The organism is Rudaeicoccus suwonensis, assembly GCF_007829035.1.
In the GTDB taxonomy this organism is placed as follows: domain Bacteria; phylum Actinomycetota; class Actinomycetes; order Actinomycetales; family Dermatophilaceae; genus Rudaeicoccus; species Rudaeicoccus suwonensis.
This window is the reverse complement of sequence record NZ_VIVQ01000001.1, coordinates 1,126,980-1,148,542: the sequence shown is the minus strand read 5'-3', so window position 1 is coordinate 1,148,542 and position 21,563 is coordinate 1,126,980. Positions and strand designations below refer to the sequence as shown.

The 21,563-nt window shown below is 66.9% G+C and carries 23 protein-coding genes; 10 read left to right on the top strand and 13 right to left on the bottom strand.

The genetic code is table 11. The features are described from left to right. Window positions 1-25: 25 nt before the first annotated feature. Entirely contained in the window at window positions 26-1,795 is a 1,770-nt protein-coding gene (locus tag BKA23_RS05260; RefSeq protein WP_145226140.1) for a proline--tRNA ligase, read from the bottom strand. Window positions 1,796-2,043: 248 nt separating this feature from the next. Between BKA23_RS05260 and BKA23_RS05255 the strand changes: the two genes are divergently transcribed. From BKA23_RS05255 to BKA23_RS05240, 4 genes are all read left to right on the top strand, one after another. Continuing rightward, window positions 2,044-2,532 carry a lamin tail domain-containing protein gene (locus BKA23_RS05255; protein WP_145226138.1) on the top strand — a complete coding sequence of 163 codons (489 nt, stop codon included), beginning with the start codon at window positions 2,044-2,046 and terminating at the stop codon, window positions 2,530-2,532. Window positions 2,533-2,990: 458 nt separating this feature from the next. Continuing rightward, the gene (locus BKA23_RS05250) at window positions 2,991-3,335 is read left to right on the top strand and encodes a hypothetical protein (RefSeq protein WP_145226136.1); all 345 of its coding nucleotides are present in this window, start codon (window positions 2,991-2,993) and stop codon (window positions 3,333-3,335) included. Between the two features lie 182 nt (window positions 3,336-3,517). Further along, entirely contained in the window at window positions 3,518-3,835 is a 318-nt protein-coding gene (locus BKA23_RS05245) for an ArsR/SmtB family transcription factor (protein ID WP_145226134.1), read from the top strand. Next, window positions 3,832-4,356, top strand: a complete 525-nt coding sequence (locus tag BKA23_RS05240; protein WP_145226132.1) for an SRPBCC domain-containing protein — start codon at window positions 3,832-3,834, stop codon at window positions 4,354-4,356. Before BKA23_RS05245 ends, BKA23_RS05240 begins: the two co-directional genes overlap by 4 nt. Window positions 4,357-4,439: 83 nt before the next feature. Here the strand turns inward: BKA23_RS05240 and BKA23_RS05235 are convergent, their stop codons facing one another. Genes BKA23_RS05235 through BKA23_RS05200 form a run of 8 tightly spaced genes read right to left on the bottom strand, consistent with a single transcriptional unit; the run spans window position 4,440 to window position 10,924 of the window. Further along, window positions 4,440-5,606, bottom strand: a complete 1,167-nt coding sequence (locus BKA23_RS05235; RefSeq protein ID WP_211841597.1) for a sensor histidine kinase — start codon at window positions 5,604-5,606, stop codon at window positions 4,440-4,442. Further along, entirely contained in the window at window positions 5,588-6,271 is a 684-nt protein-coding gene (locus BKA23_RS05230) for a response regulator transcription factor (protein ID WP_145226128.1), read from the bottom strand. The genes BKA23_RS05235 and BKA23_RS05230 overlap by 19 nt, the downstream gene beginning before the upstream one ends. A gap of 2 nt (window positions 6,272-6,273) precedes the next feature. Further along, a complete protein-coding gene (locus BKA23_RS05225; protein WP_145226126.1) occupies window positions 6,274-6,690 on the bottom strand; it encodes a hypothetical protein in 417 nt (138 codons plus the stop codon). 2 nt (window positions 6,691-6,692) lie between these two features. Beyond that, window positions 6,693-7,889: a molybdopterin-dependent oxidoreductase gene (locus BKA23_RS05220; RefSeq protein ID WP_145226124.1), complete on the bottom strand. Its 1,197-nt coding sequence runs from the start codon at window positions 7,887-7,889 to the stop codon at window positions 6,693-6,695. Further along, on the bottom strand, window positions 7,853-8,494 hold the full coding sequence (locus tag BKA23_RS05215) for a class I SAM-dependent methyltransferase (protein WP_145226122.1): 642 nt from the start codon (window positions 8,492-8,494) through the stop codon (window positions 7,853-7,855). Before BKA23_RS05215 ends, BKA23_RS05220 begins: the two co-directional genes overlap by 37 nt. Continuing rightward, window positions 8,491-9,165 (bottom strand): TIGR04282 family arsenosugar biosynthesis glycosyltransferase, encoded by a 675-nt coding sequence (locus BKA23_RS05210; protein ID WP_211841596.1) that lies wholly within the window; start codon window positions 9,163-9,165, stop codon window positions 8,491-8,493. Before BKA23_RS05210 ends, BKA23_RS05215 begins: the two co-directional genes overlap by 4 nt. After that, window positions 9,162-9,869, bottom strand: coding sequence for a glycosyltransferase family 2 protein (locus tag BKA23_RS05205; RefSeq protein ID WP_145226118.1), 708 nt, complete (start codon window positions 9,867-9,869; stop codon window positions 9,162-9,164). The genes BKA23_RS05210 and BKA23_RS05205 overlap by 4 nt, the downstream gene beginning before the upstream one ends. After that, on the bottom strand, window positions 9,866-10,924 hold the full coding sequence (locus BKA23_RS05200) for an NAD-dependent epimerase/dehydratase family protein (protein ID WP_145226116.1): 1,059 nt from the start codon (window positions 10,922-10,924) through the stop codon (window positions 9,866-9,868). The genes BKA23_RS05205 and BKA23_RS05200 overlap by 4 nt, the downstream gene beginning before the upstream one ends. A 204-nt stretch (window positions 10,925-11,128) precedes the next feature. On the opposite strand from BKA23_RS05200, the gene BKA23_RS05195 reads away from it, so the two are divergent. Further along, entirely contained in the window at window positions 11,129-12,541 is a 1,413-nt protein-coding gene (locus BKA23_RS05195; protein WP_170226379.1) for a glycosyltransferase family 87 protein, read from the top strand. Window positions 12,542-12,621: 80 nt separating this feature from the next. Next, on the top strand, window positions 12,622-13,275 hold the full coding sequence (locus BKA23_RS05190; RefSeq protein ID WP_145226112.1) for a VOC family protein: 654 nt from the start codon (window positions 12,622-12,624) through the stop codon (window positions 13,273-13,275). 102 nt (window positions 13,276-13,377) lie between these two features. Here the strand turns inward: BKA23_RS05190 and BKA23_RS05185 are convergent, their stop codons facing one another. Beyond that, window positions 13,378-15,027, bottom strand: a complete 1,650-nt coding sequence (locus BKA23_RS05185) for an acyl-CoA dehydrogenase family protein (RefSeq protein WP_145226110.1) — start codon at window positions 15,025-15,027, stop codon at window positions 13,378-13,380. 48 nt (window positions 15,028-15,075) lie between these two features. Between BKA23_RS05185 and BKA23_RS05180 the strand changes: the two genes are divergently transcribed. The 3 genes from BKA23_RS05180 to BKA23_RS05170 are packed head-to-tail and all read left to right on the top strand — an operon-like array spanning window position 15,076 to window position 17,901. Continuing rightward, the gene (locus BKA23_RS05180) at window positions 15,076-15,858 is read left to right on the top strand and encodes a maleylpyruvate isomerase N-terminal domain-containing protein (protein ID WP_145226108.1); all 783 of its coding nucleotides are present in this window, start codon (window positions 15,076-15,078) and stop codon (window positions 15,856-15,858) included. 16 nt (window positions 15,859-15,874) lie between these two features. Then, entirely contained in the window at window positions 15,875-16,537 is a 663-nt protein-coding gene (locus BKA23_RS05175) for an MSMEG_1061 family FMN-dependent PPOX-type flavoprotein (protein ID WP_145226105.1), read from the top strand. Next, window positions 16,534-17,901: a CoA transferase gene (locus BKA23_RS05170; RefSeq protein ID WP_246104464.1), complete on the top strand. Its 1,368-nt coding sequence runs from the start codon at window positions 16,534-16,536 to the stop codon at window positions 17,899-17,901. Before BKA23_RS05175 ends, BKA23_RS05170 begins: the two co-directional genes overlap by 4 nt. A gap of 7 nt (window positions 17,902-17,908) precedes the next feature. On the opposite strand, the gene BKA23_RS05165 is transcribed toward BKA23_RS05170, so the two are convergent. Together BKA23_RS05165 and BKA23_RS05160 are read right to left on the bottom strand one after the other, a co-directional pair. Continuing rightward, window positions 17,909-18,295 (bottom strand): DoxX family protein, encoded by a 387-nt coding sequence (locus tag BKA23_RS05165; protein WP_145226103.1) that lies wholly within the window; start codon window positions 18,293-18,295, stop codon window positions 17,909-17,911. 12 nt (window positions 18,296-18,307) lie between these two features. Beyond that, entirely contained in the window at window positions 18,308-19,150 is an 843-nt protein-coding gene (locus BKA23_RS05160; protein WP_246104463.1) for a GNAT family N-acetyltransferase, read from the bottom strand. An 85-nt stretch (window positions 19,151-19,235) separates the two neighbouring features. On the opposite strand from BKA23_RS05160, the gene BKA23_RS05155 reads away from it, so the two are divergent. After that, window positions 19,236-19,781: a ribonuclease FAU-1 family protein gene (locus tag BKA23_RS05155; RefSeq protein ID WP_145226101.1), complete on the top strand. Its 546-nt coding sequence runs from the start codon at window positions 19,236-19,238 to the stop codon at window positions 19,779-19,781. A 12-nt stretch (window positions 19,782-19,793) separates the two neighbouring features. On the opposite strand, the gene BKA23_RS05150 is transcribed toward BKA23_RS05155, so the two are convergent. Next, the gene (locus tag BKA23_RS05150) at window positions 19,794-21,563 is read right to left on the bottom strand and encodes an alpha/beta-hydrolase family protein (RefSeq protein ID WP_145226099.1); all 1,770 of its coding nucleotides are present in this window, start codon (window positions 21,561-21,563) and stop codon (window positions 19,794-19,796) included.

Sequence of the window (21,563 nt, the reverse complement as noted above, 5' to 3'; positions counted from 1 at the left end):
CTCGGTTGTGTTGGAAACGACTGGCTCAGCGGGCGTCGTCGTGATCGGCGATCTCGCGCTGGACCTCGGCAAGCAGGGCGTCGAGCGCGACCTCGCGGCGTTCACCGGAGCGGCGGTCCTTGATCTCGACGACGCCGTCGGCCAGGCCCTTGCCGACGATCACGATGGTCGGCACACCGATCAGCTCGGCGTCCTTGAACTTCACGCCGGGCGAGACTTTGCGGCGGTCGTCGAAGAGCACCTCGATGCCGGCGGCCTCCAGGGTGTTGACCAGTTCCTCGGACTTGACGAAGACCTCTTCGTCCTTGCCCGTCGCGACCAGGTGCACATCGGCCGGGGACACGTTGCGGGGCCAGATCAGCCCGGAGTCGTCGAGGTTGTCCTCGGCGATGACACCCACGGCGCGGGTGACGCCCACGCCATACGAGCCCATCGTGACCGTGACCAGCTTGCCGTTCTCGTCGAGGACCTTCAGACCGAGCGCCTCGGCATACTTGGTGCCGAGCTGGAAGATGTGGCCCATCTCGATGCCCCGCGCCAGGTGCAACGTGCCGTTGCCGGACGGTGAGACGTCGCCCTCGCGCAGCTCGGCGGCCTGGATCGTGCCGTCGGCGGTGAAGTCGCGGCCGTGCACCAGATCGATGACGTGCTTGCCGTGCTCGTCGGCGCCGGTCACCCAGGCCGAGCCCTCCCCCACCAGCGGGTCGAGCAGGTAACGGATGCCGGAGGCCTTCTCCGAACCGAGGACCCCCGGGCCGATGTAACCCTTGGCGAGCATCGGATATGCCGCGAAGTCCTTCTCCTCGAAGGCCTCGACCTCGGCCGGAGCGACCTTGGCCTCCAGACGCTTCGCGTCGACCTCCCGGTCACCGGGCAGACCGATCGCCAGCGGTTCGCGGGTGCCGTCGGGGTGCACGAGCATCACGATGACGTTCTTGAGGGTGTCGGCGCCGGTCCAGCTGCGACCGTCCGTGCGAGGGTGACGCTCGTTGAGCGCCGCGACGAGAGTGTCGATCGTGGGCGTGTTCGGGGTGTCCTCGACGTGCGCGGGGCCCGCGGTCACCTCGACCGCCGGAGCCTGCGGCACCTCGACAGCCTCGACATTGGCGGCATACCCGTGCTCGTCTCGCACGAAGGTGTCCTCGCCATACTCGCTGACCGCGAGGAACTCCTCCGAGGCGGAGCCGCCCATCGCGCCGGAGTCGGCGTGCACGATGACGTACTCGAATCCGAGCCGGTTGAAGATGCGGATGTAGGCCTCGCGGTGGGCGTCATACGCCTTCTGCAGACCGGCGGAGTCGACGTCGAAGGAGTAGGAGTCCTTCATGATGAACTCGCGGCCGCGCAGGATCCCGGCCCGCGGACGCGCTTCGTCGCGGTACTTGTTCTGGATCTGGTAGAGCGCCAGCGGCAGGTCCTTGTAGGAGGAGTACATGTCCTTGACCGTGAGGCAGAACATCTCCTCGTGCGTGGGGCCGAGCAACATGTCGGCGTCCTTACGGTCGGTCAGGCGGAACAGGTTCTCGCCGTACTCGGTCCACCGGTTCGTGACCTCGTATGGCTCACGCGGCAGCAGCGCGGGGAACTTGACCTCCTGGCTGCCGATGCGGTCCATCTCCTCGCGGACGATCGCCTCGACCTTGGCCAGCACCCGCATGCCCAACGGCAGCCAGGTATAGATGCCGGGCGCGACCCGGCGCACGTAGCCGGCGCGCACGAGCAGCTTGTGGCCCGGCAGTTCAGCATCGGCCGGGTCCTCGCGCAGGGTCCGCAGGAACAGGGTCGACATACGCATAGCCACAGGTGTGCTCCTTCATGATGATGATCAGCGGCTCCCATAGTGTTGTATGCCGCGCAACCGTGCTGAATCGGGGCCGTCCGCAGGGTGCGGAACGTAGAGGACAACTGCGCGGTCGATTGTGTGACAGTCGATCTGCTGCACCATAATCCGTGCTGGAGTCACTGACCGTCACTCGAAGGCAGGTGTCCTTCGACAGTAGATCCACTTGTTGCCACCCCGTCGCGTCACCTGGAGCCCTCTTCATGCGCCGTACTACCGCTGCCCTCGCCCACGTCCTGGCTGTCACCGTGCTTGCCGGCGGATTCGCCGGCATTGTCGGTCCAACTGATGCGCAAGCGGCCGCTCCCCCGGTCAAGTTCGGCAAGTGGTTCGTCGACTTGCCAGGGACAGACAGAGCGACGTCGAGCAGCTTGAACAAGGAGTACATCGTCGTCACGAACACGACCCGGAAAGCTATGTCGTTGAAGGGCTACAAGGTGCGCGACTCCAAGGCCAAGCACACCTACACCTTCGGCACTTTCACACTCGGGGCGAAGAAATCGGTCACCATCCACACCGGATCGGGTCGGAACTCAGCTGCGAACCTCTACTGGAGTCAGCGCAACTTCGTGTGGAACAACACCGGCGACACCGCGACCTTGCTGAACCCCAAGGGCAAGATCGTTACATCGTGCACCTACGTGAAACCGAAGAAGAGCACGTCGAAGACAGGTGGATTCAAGACCTGCTGAGTGATGGCAGTCGACAGCCCTGAGATCGCCGACCCGACAGGACCGCAGAGATTCCAGGACCTGGCAGTGGACGTCGAGCATGACGATGGCATCCAGCCAACGTTTACAGCAGATCTCACCCGCGCTCAGATCATCTCCGTGGTCACGGTGTTGCGACGACCAGTTGATCCGCCGAATAGGACCCGCGGCCAAGGAAACAGCGTTTGTGCCGCAACTGGGCCATCGAGCCGCCCACGCCCGGCCTGAGTGTCAAACGGGTCCCTGATACGGCGTGTAAGGAATTACGCGGGTAGGTGCTCGGTGTGGCGCCCAACGTATCCGCCATCGCCCTCCGTACGTCGCCGAATCGGCGACGTACAGGTGCCCGGGCTGCCCCGGCACAGCAAGTGCATGGTCGAGATGACGATTACTTCCCAGTATCGCGACCGCGACCGGAAGTAATCGTCATTCTGGCCACCGTGGCGTTGCTGGCGTGGCGTATGTGGCGGGTGGCAGTCACCGCACCACGCGAGGGTCCTCGTCGCCGCCGCATCGGCGACGTATGCGTGATGCGTGAGGTCTTCGGGGTTCATGCGACCCATGAGGCGACCTCTGGTGCCACATCGGCGACGTACAGATTGTGCGGGCTGTATTCGGCGCTCGCCAGGAGCCGGCACAGTCACGCGGCCGCGAAGAGCGGGCACCGTGTCTGTTACCAGTGGGATCTCCGCGTCCGCACCGAACGACGCACCCCGATCATCAACGCGTTCAACGCCCTGGCCAAGACGATCACCATCACCCGACTCCTCATCCGCACCGCCTAGACCACCCACCGCTGGAACCCAAACCCACACACCGGCCATGACCTACCCGCGCAATCTCTAACGCGCTTTCCGATTCGATCCGATCCCCGATCCGCTGGTCGAGGTGCTGGCGGGACGTCTGCGGCCTGGCAAGTTCATATTTAACCTTGTTGTTACGTAACGTAGTGGGTACGCTTATCCGCATGGATGCAGTGATGCGTGCTCTTGCCGACCCCCATCGCCGGACAGTGCTTGACATCCTGCGCGATCACGAAGCCACCGCGGGAGAACTCGCCGACGCGCTGCCGATCGCCCGTCCAGGCGTCTCGCGGCACCTACGGGTCCTGCGCGAGTCAGGTTTGGTCGAGGTGCGTCAAGAGGCCCAACGACGGATTTACTACCTACGCCCGGAGCCACTGATCGAAGTCAACGACTGGCTGGAGACCTACCGAACCCTCTGGCAGCACCGGATCGACGCGCTACACACCGAAATCAAACGAGGAAAGAGGACCAGGCGATGACGACAATCGGCACAATGCGCACGCTCGACCACAAGCGCGGAGCGGTACGAGTGGAAGATCTCTATGACACCGACATCAGCGACCTCTGGGAGGCATGCACCGCGCCGGAGCGGTTGGCCCGTTGGCTCGCCCAGGTCTCCGGCGACCTGCACGTCGGCGGCACTGTCCAGCTCACCTTCACCAGCACGTGGACCGGCCCCGCGCGGGTCGAGATATGCGACTCGCCGCACCACCTGCTGCTCACCACAGAACCCGGCACCGCCGACGAGGCCCAGATCGAGGCGTGGCTCACTGATGAGGGCTCTCGGACCCGACTGGTCGTGGAAGAACGCGGTCTTCCCGTCGACACGCTTCACTTCCACGGTGCCGGATGGCAAGTCCACCTCGAAGACCTCGCACACTCGCTTCGCCTCGACGGCCCCGTGCACTCCGATGGCTGGTCGACCACACAAGCCTCGACCAACTGGCACAACCGCTGGGTCGAGCTGATACCCGACTATCAGGCGATGGCGGTGCAGTGACGTCGACTCCGTCCGCTCATCTACGACCAGCACTCTGGGGCCAATTCCTCGCTCGACACGACGGGGTCAGACTCCGACATACGTCAGCAGACTGCCCCCGACTCCGCAGGCATCACGATCGAGAAGCTGCAGCCCTCGTCCTCGGGACGGTTGGCCACCAGCACCTCACCCTGGTGAGCCTCGACGATTCCCTTGACGATGGCCAGGCCCAGCCCGGCCCCTGCCGTCGAACCCACCTGCTCGCCGGTGGCGCGGGAATTGGTGCCCTGCCAGCCGAGGTCGAAGACGCGTGACATCTCGTGCTGGGTGAGTCCCCCGCACTGATCCATGACTTGCAGCTCGACCGATCCCCCGCTGGACGTGCCGGTGACATAGACCGAGCCGTGAGCCGGCGTGTGCCGCACGGCATTCATGATGAGGTTCGACAGCGCCCGCGAGATGCCGGCGGAGTCGGCGGTGACCTCGAGTCCGGCATCGACATGGCCGTCGACAGTGACGCCGTGCTTGGTCGCAACCGACCTCGCCGCCGCGATCGCGTCACTGACCAGATCCTCGAGCGACAGCGTCCGAGGCGAGATCTTGAGCACACCGGCGTGGATGCGGGACAACTCGAACAGGTCGTCCACCAACGCCGTCATACGGTGCACCTCGTCGCGCATCATCGCGTGGAATCGCGCGGGGTCGTCGGCCAGACCGTCCTGCAGCGCCTCGGTCATCGCCAGCAGACCCGCCAGCGGAGTGCGCAGGTCGTGTGAGACCCACGACACCAGCTCGCGCCGCGACTCCTCCAAGTGCAATTCCCGTTGCCGGGCGAGCGCCAAACGCTCCTTGGTGATCGCGAGTTCGGTTGCCAGGTCACGGAATTCACGCGGTCCATCAGGTTGCGACGGCGAAGCGGAGTCGTCCAACTGCAGGTCCTTGACCTGCCCACGTATGACGGTCGACCACTTGCTGATCAGGTCACCCGCAATGACAGCGATCGCGAAGGCCGTCACCGCGGACGTGCTGCTGACGACGGTCTCGACCAACAGGTCGTGCTCGGAGACGAACATCAGTGCCGCGATGGCCAGGATTCCGGCATACGCGCCGCCGATGGCGATCGCCACCAGCAGCACGATGTGCCAGCGCAGCGACCACGTGCGGGTCAGCCGAGCCAGCAGCAGGCCGGCACCTCCGACGAGCAGGCTGCACACCAGGCTGACGGCGATGATCTCAGCGATCGCGAGCGGGGTCATGACCGTTGCGCCCATCGGTAGCCCTTGCCCCACACCGTGAGCAACCGCGTCGGACGGGCCGGGTCGGGTTCGACCTTTTCGCGCAGGCGTCGCACGTGAACGGTCACCGTCGAGTTGTCGCCGACCGCCCAGCCCCACACATGCCGCAGAAGGTCCTCACGGGAGTACGCCGTGTCCGGATGCGACATGAAGAACTGCAGCAGGTCGAACTCGCGCTGTGTGAGCCCGAGGTCGACGCCATCGAGCGTGGCCTGCCGCTGGGCGGCATCCAACACGAGGTCGTCGTCGCGCAGCACGTGCCACACAGCTCCGGCGGGCGCACTGCTGCGGCGCAAGACCGACTCGACTCGTAGCGCCAATTCCCTCGGGCTGAAGGGCTTTCCGATGTAGTCGTCGACACCCAGTTCGAGCCCGGCAACGCGATCGGCTTCGCCGCCGAGCGCGGACAGCATGATGATCGGCACGTCGCAGTCCTTCCGCAAGCGTGCCGCGACCTCAAGGCCGCTGATGCCGGGAAGCATGATGTCGAGCACGAGCAGGTCGGCCGGATTCGTGGCGATGAGTTCCAGGGCCTGCTCCCCCGTGCCGGCCTCGACAATCTGGTGTCCGCTCGCGCGCAGGTAGGCCGCGCTGACTTCACGCACCGTGCGATCGTCGTCGACCACCATCACTCGCGCCATACTCAGACTTTCCCACGTCGACGAATCAGCGAACCCGCCACGGTGCCCATGACGACCACCACCATGACTATCACCACCAGCATGAGCCAACCAGCCGGGTAATTGCGATCCAGCAGCGTCTTGTTGAGGCCACCCGCGTGTGAGCGCGTGAGCACAGCGAACCCGCTGACGGTGACTGTCGCGATCAGCACCGCGGCGATCGCCACGGCGGTTCGCACCCGAGCCGGTAGCCGAGAGATTCCGACACCGGCCAGCAGCGCGATCGGAGCGAGGATGCCGTCGTGGATGATGACGCCGGCGACGGCCCACCGGATGATGCCGAGCCATTGCATCGGTGTCTGGCGCGAGTAGACCAGCCAGAAGCCGTAGACCGCGAAGGCCGAACCGACGACCCCGAGCGCCACCCGGACGCGAGTCATGTTCACAGCACCTCGATCCGGCTGACCCACTTGGTCTGCAGCGCACCGGGCCGATCAGGGGCGATCAGCCTCGCGGGATATCCGTGGTCGTACGACAAGGGCTCGCCGTCGAGGTGCAGCGCCAGCAGCGTGCGGGAGTCGTCGGCGAAGTCGGCCGGCAGGATCGTCTGGCTCTCGGTCGTGCCGCGCTGCACCGACTGCACCATCACCTGCCGCCCCGTCTCGGCACCGACGAGATCGAGCAGATGCCGCAGCGGCACCCCGGTCCACGTGCCGCTCACACTCCACCCCTCGACACAGGCGATGGGCAGGGTGTGGGTCGACTGCGGAAGCGCAAGCAGTTGGTCCCGCGAGTAGGTCATCGTCCGAGAGCCGTGAATGACACTGCAAACGTTGTCAGCTCGCGAGATCTGGGCGACGACACCGGCTTGCGCCGCCGTGCGGTTGATCGGTATGCCGTATTTCCGCGAACGCGCCGACAGCACTGCAATGCGATTGAGCACGGGGGCGGTCCCGGCTGCCGAACTCCCTGCGATCACAGCCAATCCCGCAGCGACCCACGAGATCCGCACGACCCCTCTGCGTGTCAGCACGCCGGGGCGCACCGCGGTGGGGCGATCGACATCGGTGCCGTCGATGTCCGCTCCGAGTGCGGTCCGTATGACGGGCAGCTTCACCGCGATATGGACGATCAGCGCGCCGATCACCACGAAGGCGAGCGCGTAATGGGTCTTCTTGAAGTCGAACGGCCAGACGTACCACTGAGCGACATTCATGATGCCGATCGTGAGTTCGAGCACGGCGGAACTGACGAGGACACCGATCGAGAGCCGCTCCAGGCCCGAGACGAACAGCGCCCCGAATTTGCGCGGAATCGGTTGGAACAGCTTGGGATACACCACCCAGAGCTTGACGAGCAGCAAGGGCACAGCGGCCGTGCCGGTCACCACGTGCACCGTTTGGGTCAGCCGGTACCCCCAACTGGGGCTGGCAGGCAACGGAATCGGCGGGTGGGGCAGCTGCGCGTAATGGCTGATCAGGCCGGTGATGAAGGCCAGCACGAAGCAGATGCCCAGCCAGAGCCCGACCCGGGCTGCGACCGCTGCCGATCGCAGCCGGCTGGAGAAATCAGACTCCTGCGGCGGCCGGAGGCGCTCACGACTCAAGATGACGAGTTCCTTTCCAGCATGCAGACCCATTTCCGATCGTTGTTCCACCGGCTGGTCACGTCGAATCCGGCCTCAGCGGCGATGGCCGGCAGGTCGACAGCCGAGACCGTGGCCCATCGGAACGGTTCGCTGCGACCGCAGGCACAGTCCAGCCAGACGTCGCCGATCCTGGTGGGCTCGCTCGGCGCGGCGACCTCGACGACGACACGTCCGTCATACGCGAGGATCTGACCCATCCGGATCAGCAGGGCGACCGGATCGCCACCGATCCCGATGTTCTGATCCGCGAGAAGCACCGTGTGCCAACGACCTTCGCCAGGAACAGGCGCGAAGACATCGCGCAGCATTGCGATAGCTCCCCTGCCCCGACTCTGCTCGACAGCTTCGGGGACCACGTCGATCCCGAGCGCGACATGTCCGCGACGGCCCAGTTCGGCGGTCAGCCGGCCCGGCCCGCAGCCGACGTCGAGCGTCATACCGACGCACAATCCGAGCAACAGGTCGTCATCCGGATTGTCGGTGTCCTGCCACTCCATCACCGGCAGCGCCCACGAGCTCCCGTCGGCATCTGTCAGCAGACACTGCTCACCACGCAGCGCATGACTGAACGCCTCGGCGACGGCGAGTGCGGTCATCGCAGCACCCCCGCACCGGTCAGCACCTGTGCCTCAAGGGACCGCGCGAAGTGCGTGTCCGGACACTCACGGCCGACGGCGATTGCGTCGTCGAGATGGTCCACGTCGCGCAGGATCGGCGCGGTTGCGACGCTCAAACCACCGCGCTCCAGAGCAGAAACTGTTGCAGTGCAGGTGTTTTCGGTCGACATCGGCACGTCTGCGATCAACGCGCCATGCAGTCCGCTGCGCAGTCCGAGCGCCCACCAGCCACCATCGGCGGCGGGCGCGACGACGGCGTCGTGAGTCGTCAACGCCTGCGCAAGGACCGTCAGCAGTGCGGTCGTCACCTGGGGTGTGTCCATCCCGAGCTGTATGACAGGCCCGTCGCACGCCATGTGCGCGGCCGCCAGCCGCTGCGCGAACATGGCCGTGACCTGAGGCGTGATGACCCACCCCTGCACCGCTCGTTGCAGTTCGTCAGCACGTACGGCGGACTCCAACGAGCCCGCGAGGCTGAGTCGGCGGTGGCCGGCGGCCGACCACGCCGAGCACACCTCGAGCGTGTCGAGCAAGCCGGCCGCGGCCAGCTGTGCTGCAGCATTCACATCACCGCCGAGGTCGGCGGCCAGGCGCGTTTTCACCACGCCCGGCACCGGTGCCTTGGCGACGATCAGCAGATCTGGATTCACCACAACGCCCTCCCGAAACCCCATGCTGTGCGGGCGGTTCCGCGCACAGTTCCTGACACTTTCGACACGCTGCCCGCGGCGCGCGGGAAGTAGTCGACGTCGAACTCGAGCACCCGCCAGCCGGCACGTCCGGCCTTGTCGAGCAGTTCCACCGGATAGCCCATCGCGCGGTCGGTGACGCCCAGGTCGAGCAGGTTGCTGCGCCGAGCCGCGCGCACCGGAGCGATGTCATGCACACCGAGGCCGTGCCGGTGACGCAGGACCGCCGTCGCAGCGGCATTCCCGATCCGCGCCTGCGGCGGGATGAGCCCTCGCCGCACGGGTCGGCGCCGGCCGAGCGCGAGATCCGCTTCGCCCTGCGCGACGACCGCCACGAGAGCGAGCGCGTCAGATGGATCCACCGAGCCGTCGGCATCCATCACGACCACGAACTCGGCTGATGCTGCCAGCAATCCACCGTGCGCGGCCGCGCCATACCCCTGCTGCGGCACCGTGACGACAGTCGCCCCGGCCGCGCGAGCGATCTGCACGCTGCGGTCGGTCGAGCCGTTGTCGGCGATGACGACGTCCACCTCGGCAGGGACCGCGGCCAGCAGACGCGGCAACGCCTGTTCCTCGTTCAGGCACGGCATCACCAGCTGCGTGCGCTGCAGCACCGCGGAGGGCACGGGCACAACCGGCGTCACTGCCGACGGGCTGGTCATGCCGCCTCCCCGCGCAGCGGCTCACTGGCGAAGGCGACGAGGCCACGAGCCGGAGCCGTCGCCGCCGCGAACCCGATTCCGGCACGTGCTGCAGTGCAGTCCGCGACAATGTGTCGCACGTCGCCCGGCCGGAAGTCTCCGGTGACCGATGTCGTCAATCCCTTTGTCGAGGCTAGCTGTTCGGCTACCTGACCGATCGAGACCGGCTGCCCGGAGCCGATGTTGTATGCCGTGAGCCGGCCCGGCTCGTGCTGGTCCACCGACTGCAGGGCAAGCCGATTCGCGGTCGCGATGTCGTCGACGTGCACGAAGTCGCGCATCTGACCGCCGTCCTCGAAGACCACCGGAGGTCGACCGGCCGCCAGATGAGAGCGGAAGGTCGCCGCGACACCGCAATACGAACTGTCGCGCGGCATACCCGGGCCATAGACGTTGTGATAACGCAGGGCGACGACGGTGCCACCTGTATGCCGCGCCCAGGCGGCGGCGTAATTCTCCTGTGCCACCTTGCTGGCGGCATACGCGCTGCGCGGCGCCGACGGCGCACTTTCGGGCACCGTCGCCCACTGCACGTTGTCGCCGCACACCGGGCACTGGTTCTCGAACAACCCGGCCTGCAGTCGTTCGCGGGAGCGCTCTGCGGGCACCACCGACCCGTGCCGCTCACACCGGTACCCGCCTTCGCCATACACGACGAGTGAGGAGGCCAGGACCAGCCGATTCACGCCTGCACGAGCCATCGCCGTGAGAAGGGCCGCGGTGCCGACATCGTTGTGCGAGGCGTACAGCGGAAAGTCCCCAGGCGCCCGCTCGACACCGACGACAGCTGCCTGGTGACAGACGGCGTCCACACCCGAGAGCAACTCGTCCCACACACCAGGATCATCGGCAGCACGCACATCGAGACGCGACAGCCCCTGCGGCACAACAGGATTCGCTCCGTGCACCTGTGGCAGCAGGGCATCGACCAACTGCAGGTCCACACCTGCCGTGTCGAGGTCTGCGGCGACTGCCGTCCCGATGAAGCCTGCGGCTCCGGTCAGCAGCACCCTCATGAGGTCATCGCGATCAAGGTCGTGTCAGTCACCGGCTCATCGTGGGTCCGCGGCGCGGACATACCGACGCTCGCGGAGCAGATGTCACCGACCGGTAAGAACTCCACCACAACAGCCCCGAAGGGAGGTGCGGGGTTCTTACGATTGTGTTACTCCCCGCGGTCCACGAGTGGTGTTCCCAGAAACGGGACACAGTGTGGAGTCGTGAACTCGAAGCGCCGATGGTCCAGCAACGGCGCGCGTTTCACCCCCATCGCGCGTCTCGCGCTGGTGATCGCGGTGATGATTCAGGTTGCCGCAACGGTCGTCCTGTTCGACGGCGCACGATGGGGCTCCCACCTGCACCCGGTCACGCGACTGTTTCCGCTGACCGTCATACCTTTCGTCATCGCCGTCGCCGCGCTGTCACGGTCGGGCCTGACCGCTCGGCTGCAGGAGCGCGCCATCGTGGTTGTCACGGTCGTACTGCAGGTGATCGCGATGACCCGGCCTCCGCTGACCTCCAATGACGACCTGCGCTACATCTGGGACGGCAAGGTGCAATTGGCCGGGATCTCGCCGTACCGCTACGTCCCGAACTCCCCCGCGCTGGTCCGCCTGCACACCAGCGCGCTGTTCACCCACCACGACTGCGGTCTGCCGACCGGATGCGCATTGCTCAACCGCCCGAATGTGCACACCGTCTACCCGCCCGTGGCGCAGGCGGCCTTCGACACCGTGCGGATCCTGTCCTTCGGTGGGCACGGCGCGTATGGCGGCCAGCAGGCCTTCCAGGTCGCGGCGGGCATCGGCGTGCTGCTCGCGACGGTGCTCATGCTGCGACGGGCACGTCGCACGTCCAGCCCGATCTGGTGGGTGGCGCTGTGGGCATGGTGCCCGGTCGTGGTTTCGGAGTTCGGGAACAACGCCCACATCGACTGGGTGGCAGTGCTGTTCACACTGGGCGCCATCGCCGCCTATGTGGCTGCACGGCCGATCTGGAGCGGCGCCTTCCTCGGCGCTGCGATCGCCACGAAGTTGTACCCCGTGATGGTGCTGCCGGCGCTGCTGCGCCGACACCCGCTCAAGCTCGTCTCCGCAGCGATCGGGGTCGTCGTCCTCGGCTACATCCCGCAGGTCGCAGCAGTCGGAGCCGGGGTGATCGGCTACCTGCCCGGCTATCTGTCGGAAGAGGGATACGACAGCGGATCACGGCTGAAACTGCTCGGCGCGGTCCTCCCGCATCCTTACGACACGTATGCCGGGGTCCTCATCCTCGCGGTCCTCGCGATCGTGTGCTGGTCGCGCACCGATCCGAAGCGACCGGAGTTCGGCGCGGTCTGGCTCGCCGGAGCGACCTTTCTGGTGATGTCGCCGGACTACGGGTGGTACGCAACCCTGCTGCTGGCGCTCATCGCGATCACCGGCCGGTGGCAGTGGCTGCCGGTGGTGCTGGCGCCGACGTGCACCTACTTGTACGGCACCACACCGAACCAGGAGACGCTGATCTTCGTCGCGGCCGCGGTCCTGACGTTCGCTGCTCTCGGAGCCACCGGTGTGCGCAACCTGCGTCGGCGACGTGCCACGACTTCCGCCGACGCTCGGGTGTCGCAACCGTCGGCTGCCTCCCTCAGCTGAACGCCACCTGGGCGAACAGGCAGGCGGCAGGACGATGCGCGGCCTGGACGCTGTCGGTGGTCGATGCAAACGTGAGGGCCATGGAGCATCTCGGCAATCAACAGATCGACCACGAAAACCTCACCGACTGGCGCAAGCTCGGTCAGGCACTGCACGCGCGTTTCGGCATCCCCGACCTTGTCGCGGGGGCCGGCTTCGTCGCCGCGATCGCCGGCGTTGCCGAGCCAGGCGGTCACCGTCCGCATGTGACGCTGACGTATTCCGGTGTCGACGTCGTCCTCGCCAGCCATGTCGACGGCCGGTGGGTCACGCCGAACGAGATCGAGCTGGCCCGCACGATCAGCCACATCGCGGCAGAGCACCGGCTGAGACCGGAGCCAGGCGCGGTCGCCCAACTCGAGCTGGCCCTGGACACCGCCGACGCCGACCGCGTCGCGCCGTTCTGGGCGGCCCTGCTCACCGGCGACCCGGACAACCGGATCCACGACTCGGTGTTCGACCCCACCGATCGCGTGCCGTCGCTGTGGTTCCAGGACACCGACGAGCACGAAACCCCTCGCCAACGCTGGCATTTCGACCTCTGGCTCGCGCCAGAGATCGCCGAGGAACGCATCGCAGCGGCCGTCGCCGCCGGTGGGGTCATCGTCGATGAGACCGAGGCGCCGTCCTTCGTCGTGCTGGCCGACCCGGACGGCAACAAAGTCTGCATCTGCACCAGCCTCGACCGCGCCTGACCGCCCGCGACACTCGCACGGCACCCGGCCGCGGGCGGAAAGACACGAGGCGTCCGATCAACCGACTCGAGTTGCCACCGTCGCACCGTGACGGCGGCAGGGTCACATCACCGGTGTCGCACGTCGCACGATCGCCTCGGCGTCCACCGAAGCAGGCAGCGTGCCGAAGACCCCGGCATTGCCGCCCAGCACCCGCGAGGCGATGAAGGCATCCGCTACCGCTCCCGGCGAATGTTGCACCAGCAGACTCGCCTGCAGGAGCACCGCCATACGTGCCGCGAGCCACCGCGCGATATACTCCGCACTGCTCGGATCCTCAATGTTGGCAATCGTTTTGAGCACATCGGTGACGCCGTCCACCAGCGCAGGTTCACCGTCGGAGGCAAGCGTCACCTCGTCGCGCCATGCATCCAAACCTTCCGGCTGCCGTTGCAGCACCCGCAACACGTCGAGGGCGTTCACATTGCCGCTGCCCTCCCAGATCGAGTTCAGCGGCGACTCGCGGAACAGCATCGGCATGCCGGACTCCTCGACATATCCGTTGCCGCCCAGCACCTCCAGCGCCTCGGCGACGTGGAAGGATGTGCGCTTGCACACCCAGAACTTCGCCAGCGGCAGACCGATGCGCCGCAGCGCCCGCTCCCCCGCGTCGTCCGGAGACTGCACGGCGCGCGCCAGCCGCAATGCCAGGTGCGTGGCTGCCTCGGACTCGATCGCCAGATCTGCCAGCACATTCCGCATCGCCGGCTTGTCGGCCAGCACTCCACCGAAGGCCGAGCGATGCGCCGCGTGCCAGGTCGCCTCGGCGACGCTGCGGCGCATCAGCGCCGCCGACCCGAGCGCGCAGTCCAGCCGGGTGGACGCCACCATCTCGATGATCGTGCGGACGCCCGACCCCTCGTCACCGAGCCGATCGGCATACGTGCCGATGAATTCCAACTCACTGGAGGCATTGGAGCGGTTGCCGAGCTTGTCCTTCAGCCGCACGATGCGTAGCTGGTTGCGTTCGCCACCCGGCAGGATCCGCGGCACCACGAAGCACGTGAGCCCGCCGGGTGCCTGCGCGAGCACCAGGAAGATGTCGTTCATCGGCGCCGAGGTGAACCACTTGTGCCCCTGCAGCCGGTATCCCGCGCCGTCCGGCGTCGCCGTCGTGACATTGGTGCGCACATCGGAGCCGCCCTGTTTCTCCGTCATGCCCATCCCGGCCAGCAGACCCGACTTGGCTGCGGGGTCGCGCAGCCCGAAATCGTAGGAACGAGAGGTCAATCCGGGCGTGTAGCGCTCGGCGAGCGAGGCGTCGGCACGCAAGGCCGGCACTGCGGCATACGTCATCGTCAGCGGACAACCGTGGCCCGGCTCCATCGCAGTCCATGCGATGTATGCCGCGGCCCGTCGCACGTGCGCTGTCGGCGCCGGGTCGGTCCACGCAGCGCCGCCCAGACCGAATTGCAGCCCGGTCTCCATCAACCAGTGCCAGCTGGGGTGGAACTCCACCTCGTCCACGCGCGCGCCGAAGCGGTCGACCAGGTGTAACTGCGGCTCGTTGGCGTTGGCGAGCATGCCGTGCTCACGGGTGCGCTGTGAGCCGGCGACCTCCCCGAGTTGGGCGAGATCCGCCAGCACGTCGTCGGCGAGGTCCGCAGCCTGCGCACGCACCGCGGACTGCAGCGCCGCGTCACTGGACACCGTGTTGTGCCCGGTCAACGGCGGCGACTGATTGGTCGGGGTGTGCGCGAACAGGTCAGACATGGAGCCAACGGTACGCATCCGGTCAGCTGTGAGCGTTACGGTCGGACCATGCCAGCATCCCTGACGTTGCCGACCTATCTCGACGGGCTCACCACCGCGGCCGCTCGGCTGCGCGAGGACACTACCGAGACCTCCCGCGATGCACCTGTCCCCACATGCGAGCAGTGGTCCGCCCTGCAACTGCTCGTGCACACAGGTGTCGCCCACCGCTGGGCCTCGGGCGCCGTGCGCGGCACCGTGACCCGGGAGAACACCCGCGCCGCCACCGAGGCCTTCGAGGACGAGGGTATGTCGCAGGAAGATCCCGGCAACTGGCTGCTCGCCGGTGTCGACGACCTGTCGCTGGCGCTGCAAGAGGCACCCGACGATCTCGACGCGTTCTTCTTCCTCAACGAGGCTCCGGCACCACGCGAGGCGTGGGCTCGCCGACAGTGCCACGAAACCACGATCCATGCCTTCGACGGGCTGGCCGCCCGGTACGGATACATCCCACAGGCCTCGGACGCGGACATCGACCCGCTCATCGCTGCCGACGGCATCGACGAGATCCTGTGCGGATTCGCCACCCGTAAGCGGCATGACCTGCGCACGAGCAGCGCAGTCACCGTGGCAGTGCGCCCGGACGACGTCGACGCCGCCTGGACACTGCACCTCTCCGACGGCCCCGCCGCCTGCGAGCCGGGTCTGCCTGAACAGCATCCGGATTCGACGTGGTCCGGCACTGCCGCGCAGCTGTACCTGGGGCTCTGGAACCGCGGCAAGGAGATAGAGCAAGTCGGCGCCGACGTCATCGGCTTCTGGCGCGATCACATGCGCATCCAGTGGAACTGAGTGAAGCGGAGCAGTCATGAGCGTGACCGACCGGTGGCTGGATCTGCCCACCGTGACCTCGGTGGAGGAGCTTGAGGGCTTCGGGATGCCCGAGCCTGCGACACGCGACAAGGTGCGCACCACCTTGCATCCGCTCGACCGCGACTGGCTTGCGCACTCCTCGCTGGTGCTGGTTGGCACGGCCACACCCGACGGACGCTGCGATGTCTCGCCCAAGGGCGATCCGGCCGGCAGCCTGTCGATGGTGCTCGACGACAGGACGATCGTCATACCGGAGCGCGCCGGCAACAGGCGTTTCGACGGCTTCCACAACATCCTGGCCAATCCGCATGTCGGATTGCTGTTCCTGATCCCGGGACGCACGGACACCTTGCGGGTCAACGGGGTCGCGCAACTGGTGACCGACGGGCCGTTCTTCGACGACCTGCGCGTCAAGGGTCACCGACCGCGTCTGGCGCTGGTGGTGCATGTCGAGGAAGTCTTCTACCACTGCCCGAAGGCGTTCATGCGCTCGCGCACCTGGCAGCCGCAGACCTGGCAACCCGACGCCGTCTGCCGGTACGCCGACGCGGCCAAGCAGTTGTGGCGTGCCGGGGACGATCCGCAGGCTGTGGAGGATCACTACTCCGACACGTCCTACGAGGCACAGTTGTACCCCTCCCCCGACCCGAAGCCGTGATCGCCGCGGACCCTCCCGGCTGGCCACAGCTGGATCTGCCCTGGACGACCGATGTCGTCGTGCGCGGGCCACGTATCTTCTGGGGCGGCCCCCTCGACGTCGAAGGCCTTGCCGTCGGCAGCGTCAGCGCTGCCGTCACTGCGGCGAATTCCTTTGCCACCTCTCGTGGCTCGTCATGGCGATCGTGGGTCGCCAGCGGTCTCGTCGGCGCATCATTCGACTCCATCGGCAGGCTGCGGCGCGACGGTGAGCCGCTGGTCGCGTGGGGTGAGCTTTCCGGCTTCTTCCGCACCGGCGACGGTTGGGTGCGCCTCCACGGCAACTACCCGCATCATGCGCGACGGCTCCTGGATGTGCTGGGCGCGAGCGACCGGGCCGGCGTGCAGAGCAAACTGCTGGAGCTCACCAGCCTGGACGCCGAGACCCGCATCCGCGCTGCCGGTGGCATCGCTGCCGCAGTCCGAACCGAGCGCGAATGGCGCGAGCATGAACACCACCGCACTGCGATCGCGCACCGACCGTTGATCGAGCTGGGCACCCCGACCGGGCAGGCCCGCGCGCTCGGCGCCTCGAACTCGTTGCCATTGGACGGGATTCGCGTGCTCGACCTGACAAGGGTCATCGCCGGCCCGACGGCGAGCCGCTTTCTGGGCGCACTCGGCGCGGACGTGCTGCGGGTCGACGGACCAGATCACCCGGAATTGCTCGACCAGCATCTCGACACCGGCTTCGCCAAACACAGCGCGGAGCTCGACTTCGTCGATCCCGGAAACCTCGACACGACACGACAATTGGCCGGTTCGGCGGATGTTGTGCTGTCGGCGTACCGCCCGGGTGCACTGCGCAGATTCGGGCTCGACGCCGGAAACCTGCTGACGGAGTATCCCCACCTCGTCGTCGTCGAACTGTCCGCCTGGGGCGCTTCAGGACCGTGGGAGCACGAACGTGGCTTCGACAGCATCGTGCAGGCCGCGACCGGCGTCGCGACGACCTACGCACGGCCCGACGGCACTCCTGGTGCCCTGCCGGTGCAGGCTCTCGACCACGCGACGGGCTATCTCATGGCGACGGCGGCGATGCGCCTGCTGGCTCGGCGATCGACGGAGGGCGGCGCGACCGCTAGCCTCGCGCTCGCTCGGACCGCCAACTGGCTGCAAGACCAACCATGTTCGTCGATCACGTCGGACGGTGACGCCTTCGACGGACCTGACTGCCCGCTCTGGCTGGATGAAGCTGAATCTTCATACGGCCGGTTGGAACATGTGCGACCGCCATACTTCACCGGCGAGGTACCGGCGAGTTATCCGACCACCCCGAGCAGGTATGCCGCAGACCCACCCGAGTGGTGGCTCGACCAGAAGTGACGGGGGTTCAACGCCCGGCTCGCCACGCAGCGCGAATCAGCGGCAGTTGCAACGGAAGTCGGGCGACTGTGCCTGAAAGCCAGGCGATCCGCTCGGGCGAGGAGCCCTTCGTCTGCACCACCTCGGCGGCATCGAGTGTCATCTGCACATTGGCCGGGAAGACCGCGACGAGCAGCACCGCCGACGCCACCCCGGCGATCCGGCGGGTGCGCGGCAACCACATGCCCACCGCCCCGGCGAGTTCGGCGACGCCGGAGGCGAGCACCAACTCGCGGTGGGCGGGCAACTGCGGCGGGATCGTGTCCTCGAAGACCTGTGGTCGCACCAGGTGGATGACGCCGGAGGTCACGAAGGCGACGGTGAGGATCCTGGCGAGCGGAGACAGCGGCTTCATGACCCCACGCTGTCACAGGATCACGGTGGCGAATCGACCGACCTGCCGGAAGCCGCAGGCGGTGTAGGTGCGCAGCGCCGGCTCGTTGTAACCGTTGACGTACAACGTCACCGTCGGGGCGATCTCGTCGATGATCTGCTGCACGACGGCATTCATCGCCGGCTCCGCCAGACCGTGCCCGCGGTGGTCCGGAGCCACCCACACCCCCTGCACCTGTGCGACGTTCCCGGCCAGCGATCCGACATCCGCCTTGAAGACGACCCGACCGTCCTCGACGATCACGAACGTGTGCCCCGCGCGGATCAACGACCCGACCATGCGGCGGTAGTCGCGATCTGAACCGACGTATGGCGGGTAGCCGATCTCCTCGGTGAACATGTGTGCAGCGGCCGGCAGCACCAGGTCGAGCTCGCTCATCCGCGCGGGACGCACCCGCGGATCGATGTCGGCTCCCGCGCACAGCGGCGGCGTGGTGACGGCCATCATCGGTTGATTGCTGCGCACCGATCGTGCGTCGCCCCAATGGGATTCGAGCCTCGACCACAACCCCAACACCTGGTCGGCATCGCCGAAGATCGAGGAGCAGCGACGTCGCTTGCGACGTAGCTTGCCGGCGAAGACGTCGAGAGCGTGCTCGTCGGCGCACACCGGCACCACGTTGGCCGACATCCAGCACGCACTGCGCAACCGGCGCCCTGACTCGACCCCGAGCAGCGCTGAGGAGAACGCCGGTCCGCCCTCCATCAATCGCGCGGCGACGAAGACGTTGACCATCGGGTCCTGCGCACACAGGTCGAGGGCCGCGTCGAAATCAGCCGGGCCCAGGGCCCTCGCGGCGCTCAGGGTGCGTAACACCCCTCCATCCTTCCCTGTGCCGGCCTGTCCAGAGTCCAAATCGGGCAGAAAGTTGTGACGGACAGGCCCGGCTACTGTGCCTCACATGACTGCCACACCCACCCGACCTGGAACACCGGTGCACGTCGACTACCGCAAGTGGGACGGTTCTCCGCACTGGCAGAACGACGCGCACCTGCTGGGCGTCGACGAGTACGGCGCGTGGCTGGGTGCTGCGCCCGGCACGCACTTCGAGCGTGCCGGCGCGAGTTTCGATGTCAGCACCAGCGTGGTCAGTCTCTTTCCGGCAGCCGGATTCACGCCGTCGTTCTACGATCAGCCGGCCATCGACCGCGTGGTGGTCTACGTCGACATCACTACCACCCCGCAGTGGTCGCAGGACGACGATGGCAACTGGCGGGTCACGATGGTCGACCTGGATCTTGACGTCGTGCAGCGGGCGGGCGGTATGGTCTACGTCGACGACGAGGACGAATTCGCAGATCACACAAAGCTGTTCGGTTATCCGGATGACATCGTGCGGCAGGCAGAAGCCGATGCACGTCGTGTGTTCGCGTTGCTGCGCGACGGTGACGAACCCTTCGGCGAGGTCAGCTCAGCGTGGCTGCAACGGCAGGTGCAGGCCGACTGAGTTGGCACAACGTCAGTCGGGCAATGCCTCGACCGAGGCGACGATGCGTGCCTTCTCGATGGAGCCGACCGACATACCAAGCACTCCCGCCCAGCCGTCCACCTGCTCGGCCCGATAGCGGTGGCCGTGCCCGCCGGGCGCGGAGTTCGCCGAGATGAGATCGACCGTCGTCAGCCAGAAAGTCACGAGTGGATACCAGTGCAGGTTGCGGTCGACGTCGAAGCCGGCGTGCTCCTGGATCCACGGCGGTTCGCTGTAGATCAGCGACGGGTCCCACCACACGATCGGATCGGACGGATGCTGCAGGAAGACCACCCGTGGCGTCGTCCACGAGCCGAGCGGACGACCGTAGACATCACGCTGAAGCTGAATCGGTTCGCCGGCGAACCGGATGTGCGCTCCGTTGTCGATGACCGGCGCGACCTGCGGGCTGCCGGCCTGACGGCTGGCCGTGATCGACCGCCACAACGGCGTCGAGTTGGGGGTGCCGGACCACAGCGCACCGTAGACCGAGCCCAGCAACTGATCGGCATTGCCGAACGCCGCCTCCGTGCTCAACGCACCCAACGACTCCCCCGACAACAGCAGGCGTGGGCGTTTGTCCACCGGCCGCTGCGCGATCAGCTGCTGCACCCGCTGAACAAGTTCGCGGCCGACTTCCGCAGGCAATGCGCGATTGGTGAGGAACTGCGCGACGCTGGGCAGGAAGGAGTACTGCACCGCCGCCGTGGCGACGTCCCCGCCCGTGAGGACCTCCAACGAGCGCACGTTGTATTCGTCGACCCAACCACTGCCGGTCGTGCCGACCAGGTTGATGTACGCACGGTTGAGCGCGCCGGTGCGGTTCAGTTCGGTGACGATGGTCTGCACCAGTTGCGCGGGGTCGACATCGCCGGAGGTGGGTGCGGCATACACCCGGATCGGTTGCATGGCGTTCTTGCCGGTGATGGCGGTGATCTGAGCGGCCGTGGTCGTCTCGGCCGTGTAGATCTCACCCTCCCTGCCCAGATCGCTCCACCGCTGCGTGGAACCCGGCCCACCGGAGATCAGCGGCGAGGTCGGCGCGTGCAGGCCGTCCGGAGGCTGGTCGTTGATCTCACGCGCCGACGCCGACAGTGCGTTGAGCCCCTGCGCGGCCAGCACACTGGTGCTCAGCCAGGTGCCTGCTCCTGCGACCAGGCACAGCGCGAGTATGCCGGCCAGTGGTCGAGGCAGCGCGAATCCAAGCACGAAACGCGACGCGCGGAATGCCTCTCGCACTGCCCACACGACACCGAGGATCAGCGTCGTCAGCACGACGGCGGCCAGCAGCGACAGCACATCCGACCCCAACGACGGTGCGTGCAGGCCGACCAGGCGAGCGCTGTGTCGGCGCCCGCGGTAGCCGGCGAACCAGAGCACGACGGTGATCACCAGCGCAAGCAACCCCAGCACGAGGTGCAGCCGGGCACGGTGTGCCTGGTCGACGATCGTGACGTGCACGCCCAGCCAGGCCCCTACGACGGCGACCAGTGATCCCAGGACGGCCCCTACGGCATACCCGGTCGTGGCCGACAGCGCCGAAGCCACGGCCTGCACCCACCACGGTCGCGGCAGCAGGCTCGGCGCGAAGCTGACCAGCAGCGCCAACCAACCCAGCACCAGACCGGTCGACGAGCGACGTTGCACGAATCGCCATACACGACCGGGCTTTTCGCCGGTCACAGCCTCGGGTGCCGGCTCCGTCCGGATGCCTGTCGCGGCGTCGTCAGGTCGTGAGTCAGGCTGGTCGGTCGTGCTCAC